The following is an 18,028-nucleotide window of genomic DNA, read 5'->3' as shown; positions in this document are numbered from 1 at the left end:
AATGCTACATGGTGGGCAATTTACACAAATAGCCACAATCCTATTCAAAAAAATGTACTTCTTGTCCACTCTTTATAATAAGTTAAGAGTATATTTTACCAGAATGAGTACTTTTAATTGTACAACCTCAAAACCGTTTGTTAAGATGCCAAATGCACCTTTGAAAATCATTGTTGCCATGAGTTTGGTCTCGGTTCTTTCGTTTACAGGAACCAACACCCTCCAAAACGAATACCGTGCAGAATCGCCATCCGACTCCAACCAAGTGTTTGTACCCGATGATTTAGAGGCCACACTTTGGGCCGAGGCACCGTTGTTTTATAATCCGACCAATATGGACATTGATGCCAAAGGAAGGGTTTGGATTACGGAGGCGGTCAATTATCGAGAATTCAACAACAAACCCGATAAAAAACTTCACTTTGACCAAGGCGACCGCGTGGTCATTCTGGAAGATACAGATGGGGATGGCAAAGCCGACAATTCAAAGGTTTTTGTACAAGACAAAGATTTGGTGGCACCGCTCGGCATTGGGGTCATCGGCAATAAAATCATCGTGAGCTGCGCGCCCAATATCATCATGTACACCGACGAAAACGGCGATGATGTTCCCGATAAAAAAGAAATCTTCTTAACGGGTTTTGGGGGGCTTGACCACGACCATTCGCTCCACTCTCTCACGGCTGGGCCCGACGGTCGATGGCATTTTAATACGGGCAATGCTGGCCCCCACAACGTAAAAGATAAAGGCGGCTGGAACTTGCGTTCGGGCAGTATTTATACGGGCGGAACGCCCTACAACGACAAAAATCAGGGAAATCAAAAAAGCGACGACGGGCGCGTGTGGGTAGGTGGCTTGGCCTTAAGAATGAATCCCGACGGCACAGGACTGAAAGTGATGGCGCATAACTTTCGCAACAGTTACGAAATCGCCATCGACAGCTACGGAAATTATTGGCAAAATGACAACGACGACCAAGTAGTTACGTGCCGTACAAGCTGGGTGATGGAGGGTTCAAATGCGGGTTATTTCAGCGCCGATGGTACGCGCACTTGGCAGGCAGACCGCCGTCCCGACCAAGACATGTTTACGGCGCATTGGCACCAAGAAGACCCAGGCGTACTGGTAGCGGGCGACAACACCGGGGCAGGCTCTCCCACGGGTATGCTCGTGTATGAAGGGGATGCTTTGGGCGCAAAATACCGAGGCACCGTACTGAGCTGCGAAGCAGGCCGAAACGTGGTGTGGGCGTATTGGCCACAACCCAAAGGCGCAGGCTATGACATGACCAAACGCGTTGATTTCATCAGTTCATTTCCTAAAGTAGAAGCCCATTATGTATGGAACGACACGGGCGTGGATAAGCGCAAATGGTTCCGCCCCAGCGATGCCGCTACGGGCCCCGACGGTGCCATCTACGTGGCCGACTGGTATGACCCCATCGTGGGAGGGCACGCCATGCACGATAAAAAAGGCTACGGACGCATCTACCGCATTACCCCCAAAGGCAAGAAATTGACTACGCCTAAATTCGACCTTTCAAGCGTTGACGGGCAGATTGAGGCGCTCAAAAACCCCGCAATCAACGTCCGTAATCTTGGATTTGTGGCTTTGAAAGCGCAGGGAGAAAGGGTTGTTCAGCCCGTAAAAATGCTTTTGAATGACCCCAACCCTTTCATTCAGGCAAGGGCTGTGTGGTTATTGGCCCAGTTGGGTGACCAAGGGAAAGCGGAGGCCGAAAAGGTATTGAACGAAAGCAAAGATGAAAACCTAAGAATTACGGCGTTTAGGGCATTAAACCCTACCAATTTTTCTGTTCAAAAAAGTTTAGGGAGTGGGTTTTTACGCGAAATTGCTATTTCACTGCGCGACGTTCCTTACGAACAATCTAAAGAAACACTCAAAGCGTTATTTACCGCTTTTGACGGCGGAGACCGCTATTTTTTGGAAGCATTGGGCATTGGGGCCGACGGAAAAGAAGAAGCATTTTACAAGGATATTCGTCCAAGTTGGCCCAAAGACCCCGTTGGTTGGACACCCAAACAGGCAGGATTGGCGTGGCGTCTGCACCCCAAAGCCGCCCTGAACGATTTACGAAGTAGGGCCACGGCCAAGGCATTATCAGCGGCCGACCGTAAGCAGGCCCTCACCGCCATTGCGTTTATCAAAGACAAAGCCGCCGCATTAACGATGCTAGAATTGTCTAAAAGCCCGTTGAAAGATGTGTCAGAGCAGGCGTTTTATTGGGTAAATTTCCGTAAAACAAACGATTGGCAAGACCTCATCAACTGGCAGCAAGCCACGGCGGCGGTTCTTTCTCCCGTTCAAAAGAAAATGCTTGAATGGCAAAAGATAATGATGGATACCTCGGTAGCCAAATCACAACGCGAAATGGCCGCCAAGACCCTCGCCTCTGACCTCTACGGCGGTCAACTTTTGTTGGCGGCGGCAGGAGAGTCCAAAATCCCCAAAGAATTTAAACTGGTAATTGCAGAAGCTATTTTTAATAACCCCGACCGAAGCATCCGAATGATGGCGGGCGACTATTTCCCCCGCCCCAGTGGCAAAGGATTGTCCGTCAATTTGGCCGCCAGTCTTCCTGCCGATGTCACCAAAGGCAAGCAATTGTTTCAAACAAACTGCGCTACTTGTCACCGTTTTGAGACAGACGGCAAAGACATCGGTCCCGATTTGAGCATGATTAATAAGAAGTTTGATAAAAACGGACTACTCGACGCCATCATCAATCCCAGTGCAGGTCTGGCCTTTGGGTATGAGCCGTGGATTATCCAAACCAAAGACAAAAATACGTATTACGGATTTCTCGTAGGAGATGGTGCAACGGTGGTGCTAAAAGACGCCGCTGGACAAACTACGAGCCTTAAAGCCACCAACATCATTTCGCGTAAACAACTCAAAAACAGCCTCATGCCCGAGGCTTCATCATTGGGACTAAAAGAAAAGGATTTGTCGGACTTAACTGGTTATCTATTGAAATTACCAGCGGGACAATAACCTTTTTCCAAGTCGAATAAACCGAAGAAAAACTACCCGTCTAACAGTTTGAAATCTAAGAATGCCCCGTCTGACGGTTTCAAACCGACGGACGGGGCATTCTTAGGGAATTTCAGCCAAACCGGCCACCTTAAAAATACGACAATTCAAGTAGTACAATTAACCATTCGCCCCGCCTAATCTGGCAACTAAAAGAGCAAAAATGAAATTTTGTGGTGTCAAATCAACCAACAGTCACCATGAAACATTTTTTGCTCATTTGCTTTTCAATTGGCATAACACCCTCACTTTCAGCCCAAAACCAAACCCTGGTTGATGTATCAGCAGGCGTTCAGGCCTTTCATGTTCCCCTCAAAGGATTTTCGTATAACAATCCTCAGCCCGTCGTGATGGCGGGGGTTCATCAGGCATTCAACACCTGCCAAACCCTCGGACTTACCCTGCGCATTGGCTACGCCCGCCACAAGTACCAAGGCGATGCACTCTCGGTTCAAGCCATGTTTCAATACACACCCGTGGTAGCAAATCATTTAGAGTTGGGCATCGGCATTGGCGGCGGGTATCGGTGGTGGTTCCATCCTTCGCGTTCGCTCCAATGGACAGGCTCGGAGTGGAAAAATGGCCGCGCCTACAAAGGCGTCATTCAGGTACCGTTGCAACTAAGCATGGGCTATCGGGGCATTTCAACCGTTCAGGGAGAATTTAGACCGTACATTGCCTATCAACTAGGCGCTCATTTTGGGTATACTCCCGACCTTACCCCCATGCCTACTTCCACCTTTTTAGTAGGGTTAAAATACGCCCCCAAACAGCATTAATCAGTATTTTTATAAATTCATACAGACATGAAAAACCGCCTAATCGGATTTATTTTCCTCATAATTATCACAACTGCCTGTCAGAAAAACCTCTATGACGAGACAGTGGCAAACATCCCCGGCACCATTGCCGTCAATGCTGCGCACCCCATGAAAGACTCCCTGACGGCCATCGTCAACCGTCACGTTGCCAAGGGAGTTCCGGGCATTCAGGTCATGGTCAAAAGCCCTGCGGGTTGGTACGTTGTCAACGGGGGCTACGCCCGAATTGAAGATAAAACACCCATGCAAGACAACATGGTCGCTTGGTTGTACAGCCTGACCAAAACCTACACCGCCGCGCTCACCATGAAGCTGAAAGAACGGAGCTTGGTGGCCTTGGACGAACCCATTACGACGTATTTACCCGCTGATATTACCCAAAACCTCGTCAACAGTGACAAAATTACGGTTCGAATGCTGCTCAATCATAGCTCAGGTTTTCCCAACTTTACATCGCTGCCCGAGTTTCAACTACGACAATTTAACAACCCCTTTGACCAACAACCCCTGTTGGAACAATTGAAAACAGCCTACCATAAAAAACCCCGTTTTGAGCCCGGTACGGATTATTTGTATTCTAACACCAACTATTTATTATTGCAACTGATTATCGAAAAACGGTCGGGCAAACCTTACGACCAATTTTTAAAGGAAGAAATCTTGCAACCGTTGGCGTTAAACAAAACGTATTATGGCCTTACAGATCAACAAATTCGTTCGTTAGGCTTTCCCAATTATTATTTTGAACGCTACAACAACGGACAATTGGAAAACATCACCCAATGGAACAACGCCATCGGCAAGTCGATTGAAGGCTACGGTGGTATTGCCGCCAACGGCACCGATGCCATCAAATTTCTGGAAGCATTGAACGCGGGGAAAGTGGTTAATCAAACATCGTTGAAGGAAATGCGAACGTGGATACAAGGCAAAGAATCGACGGTGCCCGACTATGGTTTGGGGTTGGAATACTTTGAATACAACAAAGGAGTAGCCACCTACGGACACGAAGGCGACAACATCGGGGCCACGACTCAATTGATATACGTGCCCGCTTCCGATACTTATTTATTCATTTCCATCAATGCGGGTCGGCAGATTTTTGGGCAATATTTATTCCGAACTACCGATGCCAAAATTGACCTTTGTCGGTTTGTTTCAAAACTGAATTAGTCTCGACTTTAAACTCACCAAAATCCCTTATGGATAGACCCGACGACCGAAAATTACTCTTACTGGGCCCTTTAGCTCTTTGGACAATTTCGACGATTTTCTTTAATCTAAACATGTTCAATGGGGTCGTACCTTCGTTTAAGTTTCTGATTTTCGGGCTACTTTCGGTCTATTTTACATGGATTTTGGTGCGTTTTTTGGTCTTTCGGGTACGACGACGTTTTCATGGGATTCCCAACACCCGCAAACGAATTTTAACGCTCATTGCGCTGATGTTTCCAGGAACCGTGGTTGCGGTGGGTTGTCGGGTTATTGCCCTCAAGTATTGGGTTTATAAGGACACCGTGCTCACCGACGCCGACATCGACGTTTTGTTTATGACGGGACTGAGTTTTTTCAACTTTACCATCATTTATTCCCTCTACGAAAGCCATTATTTTTTTCAGCAATGGAACATCGTCAATCGGCAGAAGGAAGAACTGGCCCGTGCCAATTTAGAAATGCAATTGGATTCGCTGAAAAATCAAGTCAAACCCCATTTTTTATTCAATAGCCTCAATGCCCTTCAGGCGTTGGTCAAAACCCAACAGACCCAAACGGCTATGAAGTTTATTACTGATTTGTCGCAAGTGTATCGGTATTTGTTACAAAGCAACGAGCAGACGCTCATTTCACTCCAAAGAGAACTCGATTTTATGCACGCCTATTTTAGTCTGCTCAAAACCCGGTTTAGCAAGGGGCTGCATCTGGAAGTGAAAGTCAATCCTCAATGGCAGAATTACCAGCTTCCGCCCATGACGTTGCAACTTTTGGTAGAAAATGCGGTCAAACACAACAAGGTTTCAAGCCAAAATCCCTTGACCATCAAAATCGAAAGCGTCGAAGATGCTTACATTCAGGTCTCGAATAATTTACAACGCAAAAACAATGACTCGCTGCCAACCACCAAAAAAGGACTTGTCAGTATCAGCACCAAATACGAATTATTACAACTACCACCCATTGATTTGTACGAGGACACCGAAAATTATGTCGTCAGAATTCCGCTCATTAAACCCCAAGAATAATGAAAGTTGTCATTATCGAAGATGAAGAATTGGCCGCCGAACACCTCAAAGTCATGGTCACGGAAATTGACGCCAAAATTGAAGTAGTGGCGATGTTGGAGAGTGTCGAAAGCAGCGTAGATTGGTTTCGTACGCATCCCGCTCCTGATTTGGCGCTCATGGACATTGAGTTGGCCGACGGGCAAAGTTTTGAAATATTCAATCAAATTCAACTTAAATGTCCCGTCATTTTTACCACCGCTTACGACGAATTTGCCATTCAAGCCTTTAAAGTAAACAGCATTGACTATTTGCTCAAACCCATCGAAGAAGAAATGCTCCGACAAAGCCTACGGAAATTTCAACACTTACGAAAAACGTTTGGCGCTCTCGAAAATACCCTCAATTTGGACGAATTAAAAGCAATGCTCAGCTCGCAGAAGCACGTCAGGCCCAATTATCGCGACCGTTTTTTGCTCAAACAAGGAACCAAGCTATTGCCGCTGCGGGTGGAAGACATTGCTTATTTTGAAAGCAAAGAAGGGCTTACGTTTGTTAAAACCCGCGATAAACGTTCGTATTTGATTGAATATCCGCTCGAAGACTTGGAAACAATGGTCAACCCTAAGGCATTTTTTAGGGCTACTCGGCAGTATTTGGTGGCGCGACAATCCATCGACAAAATTCAAGTCCATCTCAACGGTCGCCTCAAAATCACGCTTAAACCCCTCACCGAAGATGAATTAATTATCAGCCGCTACAAAGCCCCTGAGTTTAGGGCATGGATGGGGGAATAAAAAAGGAGTGCACTCAACTGAGCGCACTCCTCAAAACTCACTTTTATGAATTACAATCTTACCACTTCGCCCGTACGCACAGACTCGTCGCAGGCAAACGCAATTTGAAGGCTGTTGACGGCGTCGTTCATGTGATCAGTCAAGTCAACGTCTTCCACGATGGCTTTTAAGAAATAGCTTTGTTCGCGGTTGCAAAGCTCTTGGTGGTCTGGCTCGTCGGTCAGGTTTATCCACTCATCTTCTTTGACAAACTGGTTGTTTTCGTTCAACTCGGCGTGATGAAAACGCAACGATTCGGTCTTGGTATGCGCATCTACATTGTCAGATTTGCCGCTGCCACCCGCTTCTTTGGCCACGATAGAAACGCAGCCTTTGGGTCCCACTACGTCTTTGACAAAGAAGGCGGTTTCGCTCATCATCGGGCCCCAGCCTGCTTCGTACCAGCCCACAGAGCCATCCTCAAAACGGATTTGTAACTGTCCGTAATTATAATTTCCTGCGGGAATTTCTTCGGTCAGTCGGGCACCGATGGCCGAGACCCAAACGGGTTTTGAACGGGTCATCTGGCACATCACGTCAATGTAATGAACACCGCAGTCTACAATTGGACTCAGGCTTTTCATCAAATTGCGGTGTACATCCCACATGTAGCCGTGGCTTTGCTGGTTGAGGTTCATACGCATGACCAAAGGCTTACCAAGTTCCTGCGCCAGTTCCACAAATTTTTCCCACGACGGATGGTGCCGCAAAATATAGCCCACCACCAGTTTTTTATTGGCTTTGACGGCCGCTGCTACCACGCGCTTTGCGCCTTCGACGGTATCGGCAACGGGTTTTTCGATAAATACGTGACAGCCATGCTCGAAGGCCATCACCGCAAACGCCTCGTGGGTATCGGGATAGGTCGAGATACAAACCGCGTCGGGGGTTGTAGCCTTCAGGGCTTCGGCATAATCTGAGAAAAGCGAATAGCCGCCGCCCAGTTTTTCATTCAGGACCTCCTTACTTTTTCCGGTTGAAACGATTCCGCAAATTTCGAAACCTTCGGCGTTATGATACGCCGTTGCGTGGGAGGCTCCCATGTTTCCGCATCCTACCACCAGAACGCGCACGGGTTTATTGAGTGTTGACATAGATAGTTTGAAAGGAAAATGATTCTTGCCGTAAAAGTACAACTTACTACTTTACCTACTACAATTTCTTGGGGGTTTGAATTCCCGCACGCTTTGGGCAGATAGAATCATCGGCCTAGACCTACCAACAGTTCATGCCGTGTTTTTCTCAATTCATTCATAAAAATCTCTAAATAAAGGCCGATGATTTCCGTGTTTAGGAAATTGCCCCTTATCTTCATCCCGCAATGCATTATGGCAACATCATGTAATTTAACCTAAACGTGTTACGACCCCGCTTTTTTTCACCTGCTGAGTGGCGATATCATCTGTTGATGATGCCCTTGCTGTTTACCATCGGCAATTATTTCTTCATCGGAATGGATTATTTCCGTTCTCTGGATACGTTTATCGCGGGTACGGTCGTGATTTTGGGGCTTTATTGGTTTTCAATTGTGTTGCTGACCATTGCCATTCGAAAAGTGCTCGCCTTTGTTCCCGAACAATACATCCTTAAACGCATCCTTATTATGATGGGGGTAGTGGGAGTGCTGACGGGGCTATTGGCCATTTTTGATGTGTGGGTGTATAGCGTAGTTCCGCATCTTTCCATCCCTTTTAGTTGGGCCAAAGTAAAACCTATTTGGATATTGGGAGCCGTGTTTGACGTTTTTATCTGCGCGGCCCTGAATTTGTTTTACGCGGAGTCTTGTCGAAGAAAAAAAGCTCAAGCCACGCGCCCAAACTCGTCGCCCCTCAACGCATCTTCAAAAATTGACGACCGTTTGGTAATTACTTATCAGGGATGGTGGTCGGGAGTGAGTCCGCTAGAATGGGGATTTCATGGATTGGTCTTGTTGATGTTGGTTCCGTTGACCAATTACCTGATTATCGGGCCAAATTATCTGTCTGACCCATTGCTGCTCAGCCTTGGCTCAGCGTTGGTCGTGATGCTATACATACCCTGCGCTGTATTATTGACGTTGTCGGTTCGGCTGGCTATTCGTACTTTCCCGCTTCTTCGTCAAACCCTTTTTCGGGTATTGTTAATGCTTTTCTTGACGGGAACGGTTTCTTCCACGGCGGTAGTATGCTCGTTGTGGGTCATTAGTGAAATCGACATATTTGGCGTTACATTTTCCATCATGACGGCCAAAGCGTTCATCCTGTTGGGGTTATGCTTTGATTTTTTGCTTTGCCTCACCCACGGTTATTTCTACGCTTTATCCATGTGGCAACAAGAACAGGTCGAAAAAGAGACCCTCAAAAATGAAGCCCTCCAACGACGCTACGACACGCTGAAGGGGCAGGTAAATCCGCATTTTTTATTCAACAGCCTTACCTCTCTTTCATCTTTGATTCAGGAGGATGTAAAACAGGCCGAAAAGTTTGTGGATGAACTGGCCAAGGTCTACCGGTATTTACTCCAAACCCACCAAAATCCACTCACCACGCTCGAAAAAGAAATCAATTTTATCAATTCGTACGTCTTTTTGCTCAAAATACGCTACGGAAATGGCATTTCAGTCACAATTGACGTCGACAATAACGATAAATCGGGTTATTTGCCACCGCTTACCCTGCAAATGCTGCTTGAAAATGCCATGAAAAACAACACAATTTCAGCCAAAAAACCACTGTCTATACTGATTCAAAGCACCGAAGAAGGCCAATTAATGATTCAGCACACGATTCAAAAACGAATGGTCAGCATTGCAGACCCGCAAGCTGAATTAACCAACCTAGTGGGCAAATATACCTTCTTGACGGTAGAGCCCGTTTCCATATTTGACAACGGAACAACTTTTACGGTACTACTCCCTTTGTTGCCCAATTTGACCGTCAGCGAAGATAAATGAAGTTATCATTGAAGCATATAACCCCGCCCAGTTTTCGCATCCGACAACAGACCAAACTGCATTTTCTGTTGTTGTTTTCGTGGTTTATTCCATTACTTACCTTTTGGATGGTTGGCCCCGACTATCTCAACAAACCCTTTGTTTTCATTGCAGCTACCAGCCTTAACCTAAGCATTGCGGCGTCGTGCCTCATTACTCTCGACTATTTTACGCAGCAAATCATCCAACGGTATCCCGACCTCAACCAAACCAAAAAACGGGCAGGATGGTTGCTCTTTACCTTTATGATTGTCACTCCAATATTCATTCTGGGGGGCATTTTCATGTACGATTATTTTCATCTGTTTGGCTATCATCACAATCCCCGCATCACCATACAAATTTTCATTTTGAATATCGGCGCAAACCTCCTTTCGGTAGGAATCGACGAAACGGTATATTCCATCAATAAATGGCGAGAAAACGCGCTTGAAAAAGAAAAATTGCAACAGGAAAACCTACAAAGTCGATTTGATAGCCTCAAAAGTCAGGTTAATCCTCACTTTCTCTTCAATAGCCTAAATTCGCTTTCCTCGTTGATTGCCGATGAACCCGCGCAGGCCGAGATTTTTGTGGACGAAATGGCCAAAGTGTACCGCTATTTGCTACAAACAAATTCGCAGGGGGATTTGACCAGTTTGGCCCATGAACTCAAATTCATTGAATCTTATTTTCACCTGCTCAAAACCCGCTACCGAAACGGCATTCATTTGGAGGTTAATATTCCAGAATCTTTTTATTCCTGTCAAATCCCGCCTCTAACCTTACAAATACTGGTCGAAAATGCGGTAAAGCACAACGTCATTGTGGCAAGTCGTCCTCTGCATTTGGAGATAACAGGACTCGACGGTCATTTTTTGCAGGTTCGAAATAACCTCCAACGCAAAAATACCCGCGTGGCATCCAATCAAATCGGCCTATCAAACATCATGGCCAAATATCAATTATTAACCCAATCAAAACCCGTCATTACTGACCATGATGGGTTTTTCACCGTTGTATTACCCCTAATTGTTGCGACGAAACATGAACGTATTAATCGTTGAAGACGAAGAATTGGCCGTAAAAAAACTGCAAAAACTCATTGCAGAGGCCGACGCATCACTCACCGTAGTGGGCATCACGGCAAGTATTGAAGAATCGGTGGATTGGCTGGAAAACCACCCCGCCCCTGATCTGATTTTTATGGACATCGAATTGGCCGACGGACAAAGTTTTGAAATTTTCGAACAGGTCAATGTACAGAGTACCGTCATTTTTACTACCTCCTACGATGAGTACGCTTTGCAAGCCTTTAAGGTCAACAGCATTGATTACCTGCTCAAACCGATACAAAAGGAAGATTTACAACGAAGCCTGAAAAAATTGCGCGATTTGCGCGGAAGCCAACAGACAGAGGGCGTGCCGTTTAGCATCGAAAAATTAATCAAAGAACTGCAATTGCAACAGCAGCCCATTGAGTTTCGGAAACGATTTCTGGTTCGCCAAGGCCAACGATTGTTGTCCATCGAAACGTCAGAAATTGCGTATTTCTTTACCGATGAACGTTTTAGTTTCTTCAAAACGCACAACAATCAAAAATTTCTGGTTGAATATACCCTCGACGAATTGGGGGAAAACCTCGACCCGCACCAATTCTTCCGGATAAGCCGTAGCGTCATTGTAACGCACCAAGCAGTTGAACAGATTCAGCCTTATTTTGGCAATCGTTTGTCCCTCAATTTACACCCGACGTTCGAGAAAGAAGCCATCGTTAGTCGGGAAAAGGTGAGCGATTTTAAAAAATGGATGGGTAAATAAAATGCCCTTAATTGACATTTTTTCCTGCTTTGTGGGGACAAAGTTCGTCGGTGCAATGCCCATAAAATACCAGCGAATGTTGTAAAACCTGCGTTTGAAACCAGTCACCAACGGTATTTTCGATGGAACCCATGCGCGGGTCACAAAATTCTTTCACGCAGTGACAGTCCAAACAAACCACGTGGTCGTGTTGCCGACTACCGAGCGTGCGTTCATAATGCGACGCCGGTGAGTTGCCAAATTGATGTTTTTTAATCAAACCCGCTTCGGCAAACAGTTCAAGCGTGTTGTAAACGGTGGCCATACTGAGGTGAAATCCCTTTTCCAGGAGTATTTCTCGCAGTTGGTTGGCGTCAAAATGATGATGGTCGTGGTGCGAATATATTTCTTCCAATATCGTATACCGTTCCTGGGTACGGCGGAAGCCTTTCAACTCCAGAAACTGGTCCAGTCGCAAAGTAGCTGCTCGAAGGTGTGAAGTGTGCATAATCTATAAGTAAGAATAGCGGGTGCATCTATGCCACAAATTTACCTTTATTTAGATTAATTACAAACAATAAACAAAGAAATCTTCAACCCAAACGCAAAGTGTTATTGGTTTTCAATAGCCGTCAAAAAACCAATAACCGTTTGATTAACAATGTATTGCTGTACTTTTCGTGTAATTGTGGCGTTGTCGTCGCCCAATTGTGAACTGTAGTATGCAAATTGAGCGTGGTTTCCGCCCTTGATTTCAACCCATTGGGTGTGGGAAGGCAACTTCCCTTTGTTCTCAAAAACTTCAGGCAGACTCGCCAAACCGTCATTGGTGGCGTAGAGTTTACGGTTGTTTGCGTAGTTGAAGTAAGCGTGTTGGCGGGTAAGTTTCGGGTTTGATAGGAAAGCCAGTTCCAAATCGTGAACGTGCCAATCAATGATAAACCAAACAAGTCTAAACCAGTTTCTCTTTGATAATTTCATGAGGGGATAACGTCGGCGAGGTTTAAAACCTCGCCGACGTTATTTATGAAAGATACATTTCAAAGCCAAAACGCCCAATGATTCTACTCTTAATCCCCACTAAGCTGCCACCTACTTTTTTTACCCTTATAAAAGGGCGTTTTTTTGCCAAATTCAAAAGATAAAATGTGTTATTTTATCAAAAATCAAACCATTAATAAATTATATTTTAACATTTTTTAGACTTTTTATCTATTTTTGTTTATATAAACAGTTTTTATATCTATATACATTTTCTTCCTATATTTTTGCCAAAGTTCTTTCACGACAATTGCCGTTTGGAGGTTTCTGACTTACTTTTTAAGGGTCAGAATTAAAAGGGAATCGTGTAAAAATCACGAGCTGACGTGCAACCGTAAGCAGCCACATAGAGCGCTGCGAGCCGAGATACTTGCCTCCAAACGTATTGACCGATGCTTTCACGATCTAAAGCAGTAGTCAAGCAAAAGGGAAAGACAATAAGTTACCAACAATTTATTGTTTCACTCAACTCCTTTTACGCAAATGCTAAAAAACAACCTCGGCTACCCCCGCATTGGTAGCCAGCGCGAGCTCAAAAAAGCCTGTGAATCCTACTGGACAGGCAAAATCTCCCAACAGGAATTGCTGGCCGTGGGTGCATCACTGCGCCGTCGGCATTGGGAACAACAACGGGCGGCGGGTATCGATTTGATTCCTTCCAACGATTTTTCGTTGTACGACCATGTGCTGGATCTGAGCCTTACCCTCGACGCCGTGCCCGAGCGATATCAGGCCGTTTTATCGGCCCATCCGCAAAACAACGCCCTCGATATGTATTTTGCCATGGCACGCGGCTACCAGAAAGATGGACTCGACATCAAAGCCATGGAAATGACCAAATGGTTTGATACCAATTATCACTACATCGTTCCAGAATTCACCAAAAATCAATCCTTTCGTCTCGCATCTGACAAGATTTTCAATGAATTTGAAGAGGCCTTGCAATGGGGTATTTTGACCAAGCCCGTTTTGCTAGGACCTGTTTCGTATCTGTTGGTGGGCAAAGAAAAAGAGGAAGGTTTTCATCGGTTAGACCTGCTACCCAAACTACTCCCCGTTTATTGTCAAATACTCGAACGGCTCCACGCCGCTGGTGCCGAGTGGGTTCAGTTTGATGAGCCTTGTCTGGCGCTGGATTTGACGTACAAAGAAAAGGATGCGTTGCGGTTGGCCTACGGAACCATTCGGACCCAATTCCCAAGCCTAAAAACGCTGCTGGCCACTTATTTTGACGGCTTACGCGACAATATCCTGACCGCTTCTCACCTATCTGTCTGTGCATTACACGTTGATTTGGTTCGTTTTCCGAGTCAATTTGACGACTTATTGATTGCCCTGAAAGAGCCCATGTCGCTGTCGCTAGGAATCATCGACGGACGCAATGTCTGGAAAAATGACTATGCTAAGTCGTTGTCATTCATCCAAAAAGCCGTGGCAAAACTGGGACCAGACCGCGTCATGATTGCTCCTTCGTGTTCGTTGCTGCATTGTCCTTCAGACTTAGCATTGGAAAAAGACTTGCCCCACGAAATCAAAAACTGGCTGGCCTTTGCCAAACAAAAATTGCAGGAAATAACTGATTTATACGACATTGCAGTAAATGACAAAGTGAATGTACTGGCAGAAAATCAAGCCGCCCTTATGAACCGTCGAACTTCACCGTTGATTCACAAACAACACGTCAAAAAAAGAGTGGCGGAGCTTAAAGAGAAAGATACCCAACGCAAAAGCCCTTTTGAAGTACGACAAAACAAACAAAAGTCCCTGCTGAATCTTCCACTTTTTCCCACAACTACCATTGGGTCTTTTCCCCAAACAGAGGACGTACGTCAACGCCGAGCAAAGTATAAAAAAGGGGAACTAACGCCCAAACAATACGAAACAGCCCTCGAAGAACACATTCAAAAGGCGGTAATCTGGCAGGAAGAACTCGGATTAGACGTTTTGGTTCACGGTGAGTTTGAACGCAACGATATGGTGGAATATTTTGGAGAACAACTCGAAGGCTATGTTTTTACGCAAAACGGCTGGGTACAGAGCTACGGCTCACGCTGCGTAAAACCACCCATTCTTTACGGCGACATTGAACGCTCCCAACCCATGACGGTTCGTTGGACGGTCTACGCGCAGTCACTTACCCAAAAATACATGAAAGGTATGCTAACAGGCCCGATTACGATATTGCAGTGGTCGTTTGTGCGCGATGACCAACCCCGCAGCGACACCATGATGCAGCTCGCACTGGCCATTCGGGACGAAGTAGCAGATTTAGAAAAAGCGGGCATCAAAATCATTCAAATCGACGAAGCCGCTATCCGAGAGGGATTACCTCTGCGAAAAAGTGACCGCAAAGCCTACCTCGACCAAGCCGTACAAGCGTTTCGTTTGTCGTCGGCGGCAGTACGGGACGAAACCCAGATTCACACGCACATGTGTTATTCGGAGTTCAGGGATATTATTGAAAATATTGCGGCCATGGATGCCGACGTAATCACGATTGAAACCTCCCGCTCGCAGATGGAGTTGTTGGATGACTTTGCTGGCTTTAATTATCCCAACGAAATCGGACCTGGAGTATACGACATTCACAGCCCCCGCGTGCCCACGGTGGAAGAAATGGTTGGATTGTTGGAAAAAGCCTTGACGGTATTGCCGGCAACAAACCTGTGGGTCAACCCCGACTGCGGCCTGAAAACCCGCAAATGGCCCGAAACCGAAGCTGCCCTCAAAAATATGGTGGAGGCAGCTGGCAGAATACGTAGTTTGGTAGAACAGGAATCTTATTCGTAATGATTACTTTTCATTGGCAAAGTGTAAAACTTTGCCAATGAAAAATTCACCCACTGCCCCATTTTGTAAAAAATCAATTCAAATTTCGCTCCAACTCCAACGCCATTGGCACCAAGACGTGGTCTTCAATGATGGCGTGCTTGCGCAGTTCCATCTCAAACAGTTCGACCTGATTGAGAAAAATTTTATACGGCAACGGCAGCGCCTGATTGCCCGAATAGCGCCTAATCAAAGTACTTACCTGTTCCAATTCATCTTCAATGCACGCGTGCGCTTCCATAAAACCGCAAATACTAAAATCGGGATTTGAGGCCAATTTTAGCGTGTTTTGTACTCCCTTGGAGGCCTTGATTAACAGTTGTATGTACGGGAATAAATCCTTTTCTTCAAAGCGAATATGGTCAATTAGTTTTGCTTTGTAATTATTAAAAAAGTACGCCAAACTCGCCAATAATTGATAACTCTCACTGTACTTACTAAAAATATCCACCAACGACTGTTCGATTTCGGGCAGCTTTTTCGTAAGATAATACCGGTGCGTTGCCTGTAAATAAGTCAAAATTTCCTCAAGAGAAAACTTATACATCTTTTCAAAGGGAAAACCATCTGAATTTGTGTACAAATCCTGAATAAGCTCCATTAATTCGGGATCCATATCCATCGTTTGGTGCAGCTCTCCCGCCACCATACCAGGTTGATTCGAAGGTTTTACTTCAAACCGTTCTAATACAAGCTGATGTACCTTTTCAGAATCGATAAACTCGTTTATTGCGGTCATTATTTTGGGGTTTGAGTTTAAGCAAATTTAAGAAAAAACAACCCACAAAGTATAATTATATCAATATTTTTTTTAATTTTTCTTGACCACCCTCCAAATTGGCTACAATCGTCTATTTTACCCCTATTAATTGTTAATTATTTGATAACCATTGATTTTACTATGTTTCAACATATAATTTTCTCCTGCTCACTCACAAAAGAACAACCTCATAACGCTTTAGTTAACCATCATCTTAGGGATATTTTCTGACCAAACTCTAACCCATATACGCTAAGTACTAAAAAGTTGGAATACAACAAACCCAGTGAACTGGCAGAAACACCAATTCACTGGGCCTGTTGATGAAATCCTAAAGGCGAACGGTGCTAACTTTAATCGTATTCAATTTATTGGCCTGCTTCACCTCATAAGCCACAATGGCCTGACTATCCGTTACCAATACGCTGGCATTGGTTCCATTTTCGGAGTTTTCAACCCAACGTGTTTCAGAAACGGCGTTGGGACTAATTTTCCGAAGTCCTATTGACGTAACCCCCTCTTCACTATTTTCTTTGACTTGTTCCCACACCACCACCGACGCATTGGGGGCGGTCACGAGGTACGAATTTTTGGCCGTCGGGTTATCCAAAACAAACAGGCGCTTCCCTTCGTTGGTCACCACCCGCAAACCAGACGAATTGGTGGCGGTTCCCGAAAACCAAGAAATCAGGGCACTTTCTCCAAAAACACTGGAACTCGCTCCGCTGTGTGGGCAACCTTTTAGTTGCCATTGGTCGTTAAAAAGAATTTGCGATTTTGAAAAAGTAGCGCCGTTGTCGGCAGAAGTCATTTTGGCAATGTCCCGAATATCGTTGTTGTTGTCACGGTAATAAACGTTAAGAATGCCTTTTGAATCAACCAACAAGCTGATATTACAGCAATCACACACGACGGGGTCAATGAGTTTTTCTTCTTGAAATACGCCATTTTTTGTAATCACCATCCGCAAATCTCGCTCTTCGTGTTTGGTACTGTTTTTCACATCTTTCAGGTAAGCCACCGCAATTTCGTCATTTGGCAACACCACCGCGTCGAAAAAGCCTCTTACCAAAGGCGTTGGGTCACTGTCGACCGAAACTGGCGCCGTCCAAGTATTTCCTCCATCTTTTGAAACGGTATATTTAATTTGCGACTCTCTCTTGGGTCGGCCGCCGTTTGCGGGAGCCGTCGCGGGTTTATCATGGTTTGCGTGGCCACCTTCGTGCGCCGTTGGAGCGGGTTTTTGCTCTCTAGGCGGCGTAGCTGCTCCCGAACGGAAAGAAAAAACCGCTGCCATCGTTCCATCTTTTTTGAACAACAATTTCGGACGTGCCAATCGGCCATTGCCCAAACCAGCATCGGCAAAAATTAATTTCTTATCAGAAAACGTTTTTCCTCCGTCTTTGGACACCGATAAGTAAAGATAAACCACGTTTTTATCGTCTTTTTCGGTCCAGTAAAGCACCGCCTCGCCTTTGTTATTTTTGGCGAGCGTTGGCAAAGCGTAGGCACGACTTTCGTCGGCAAAAAGCGGATTATTGGCCCCTGAAGGGAAATTTCCCGTAAGCAGGAACAAAGTGAAAACTAAAAAAAAGAGACTTTTCATTGTGTATATTTAGTGATGAATTAAACGCTAAAAAGCAGTTCATTTAGGCTCAGAGAGCGCACAAATGTAGCGTCTATTTATAATTATTCCAAATAAATTCAAGGCCGCCTT

14 protein-coding genes and 1 riboswitch are annotated in these 18,028 nt (G+C 45.4%); of the genes, 9 read left to right on the top strand and 5 right to left on the bottom strand.

Going from position 1 to position 18,028, the window contains the following annotated elements:
- Positions 1–145 precede the first annotated feature (145 nt).
- From DVG78_RS17515 to DVG78_RS17495, 5 genes are all read left to right on the top strand, one after another.
- The gene (locus DVG78_RS17515; protein ID WP_114462352.1) at positions 146–3,016 is read left to right on the top strand and encodes a PVC-type heme-binding CxxCH protein; all 2,871 of its coding nucleotides are present in this window, start codon (positions 146–148) and stop codon (positions 3,014–3,016) included.
- Between the two features lie 239 nt (positions 3,017–3,255).
- The gene (locus tag DVG78_RS17510) at positions 3,256–3,834 is read left to right on the top strand and encodes a hypothetical protein (RefSeq protein WP_114462351.1); all 579 of its coding nucleotides are present in this window, start codon (positions 3,256–3,258) and stop codon (positions 3,832–3,834) included.
- 27 nt (positions 3,835–3,861) lie between these two features.
- A complete protein-coding gene (locus tag DVG78_RS17505; RefSeq protein WP_114462350.1) occupies positions 3,862–5,049 on the top strand; it encodes a serine hydrolase domain-containing protein in 1,188 nt (395 codons plus the stop codon).
- A gap of 29 nt (positions 5,050–5,078) precedes the next feature.
- Positions 5,079–6,116: a sensor histidine kinase gene (locus DVG78_RS17500; RefSeq protein ID WP_114462349.1), complete on the top strand. Its 1,038-nt coding sequence runs from the start codon at positions 5,079–5,081 to the stop codon at positions 6,114–6,116.
- On the top strand, positions 6,116–6,892 hold the full coding sequence (locus tag DVG78_RS17495) for a LytR/AlgR family response regulator transcription factor (RefSeq protein WP_114462348.1): 777 nt from the start codon (positions 6,116–6,118) through the stop codon (positions 6,890–6,892). Before DVG78_RS17500 ends, DVG78_RS17495 begins: the two co-directional genes overlap by 1 nt.
- A gap of 50 nt (positions 6,893–6,942) precedes the next feature.
- Here the strand turns inward: DVG78_RS17495 and DVG78_RS17490 are convergent, their stop codons facing one another.
- Positions 6,943–8,025 carry a Gfo/Idh/MocA family protein gene (locus DVG78_RS17490; protein ID WP_114462347.1) on the bottom strand — a complete coding sequence of 361 codons (1,083 nt, stop codon included), beginning with the start codon at positions 8,023–8,025 and terminating at the stop codon, positions 6,943–6,945.
- Positions 8,026–8,288: 263 nt separating this feature from the next.
- Here DVG78_RS17490 and DVG78_RS17485 point away from each other — a divergent pair, with 263 nt between their 5' ends.
- Genes DVG78_RS17485 through DVG78_RS17475 form a run of 3 tightly spaced genes read left to right on the top strand, consistent with a single transcriptional unit; the run spans position 8,289 to position 11,702 of the window.
- Positions 8,289–9,863, top strand: a complete 1,575-nt coding sequence (locus DVG78_RS17485) for a sensor histidine kinase (protein ID WP_147277107.1) — start codon at positions 8,289–8,291, stop codon at positions 9,861–9,863.
- Between the two features lie 8 nt (positions 9,864–9,871).
- Positions 9,872–10,948: a sensor histidine kinase gene (locus tag DVG78_RS17480; protein ID WP_229598255.1), complete on the top strand. Its 1,077-nt coding sequence runs from the start codon at positions 9,872–9,874 to the stop codon at positions 10,946–10,948.
- A complete protein-coding gene (locus DVG78_RS17475; protein WP_114462344.1) occupies positions 10,929–11,702 on the top strand; it encodes a LytR/AlgR family response regulator transcription factor in 774 nt (257 codons plus the stop codon). Before DVG78_RS17480 ends, DVG78_RS17475 begins: the two co-directional genes overlap by 20 nt.
- Positions 11,703–11,709: 7 nt before the next feature.
- Here the strand turns inward: DVG78_RS17475 and DVG78_RS17470 are convergent, their stop codons facing one another.
- Entirely contained in the window at positions 11,710–12,189 is a 480-nt protein-coding gene (locus DVG78_RS17470) for a Fur family transcriptional regulator (protein ID WP_114065789.1), read from the bottom strand.
- Between the two features lie 104 nt (positions 12,190–12,293).
- Positions 12,294–12,662, bottom strand: coding sequence for an alpha/beta hydrolase (locus DVG78_RS17465; protein ID WP_114462343.1), 369 nt, complete (start codon positions 12,660–12,662; stop codon positions 12,294–12,296).
- Positions 12,663–12,966: 304 nt separating this feature from the next.
- Positions 12,967–13,114, top strand: a riboswitch (cobalamin riboswitch).
- Between the two features lie 91 nt (positions 13,115–13,205).
- On the opposite strand from DVG78_RS17465, the gene metE reads away from it, so the two are divergent.
- Positions 13,206–15,512 carry a 5-methyltetrahydropteroyltriglutamate--homocysteine S-methyltransferase gene (gene metE / locus DVG78_RS17460; protein ID WP_114462342.1) on the top strand — a complete coding sequence of 769 codons (2,307 nt, stop codon included), beginning with the start codon at positions 13,206–13,208 and terminating at the stop codon, positions 15,510–15,512.
- Between the two features lie 73 nt (positions 15,513–15,585).
- Here the strand turns inward: metE and DVG78_RS17455 are convergent, their stop codons facing one another.
- Both DVG78_RS17455 and DVG78_RS17450 read right to left on the bottom strand, forming a co-directional pair.
- The gene (locus tag DVG78_RS17455) at positions 15,586–16,290 is read right to left on the bottom strand and encodes a hemerythrin domain-containing protein (protein ID WP_114462341.1); all 705 of its coding nucleotides are present in this window, start codon (positions 16,288–16,290) and stop codon (positions 15,586–15,588) included.
- A 352-nt stretch (positions 16,291–16,642) separates the two neighbouring features.
- Positions 16,643–17,917 (bottom strand): sialidase family protein, encoded by a 1,275-nt coding sequence (locus DVG78_RS17450; RefSeq protein ID WP_114462340.1) that lies wholly within the window; start codon positions 17,915–17,917, stop codon positions 16,643–16,645.
- Positions 17,918–18,028 lie beyond the last annotated feature (111 nt).

The sequence above is a fragment of the Runella aurantiaca genome, assembly GCF_003339505.1.
Lineage (GTDB): Bacteria > Bacteroidota > Bacteroidia > Cytophagales > Spirosomataceae > Runella > Runella aurantiaca.
Note: the sequence above shows the minus strand (reverse complement) of the source record. Positions and strands in the feature narration are given on the sequence as shown.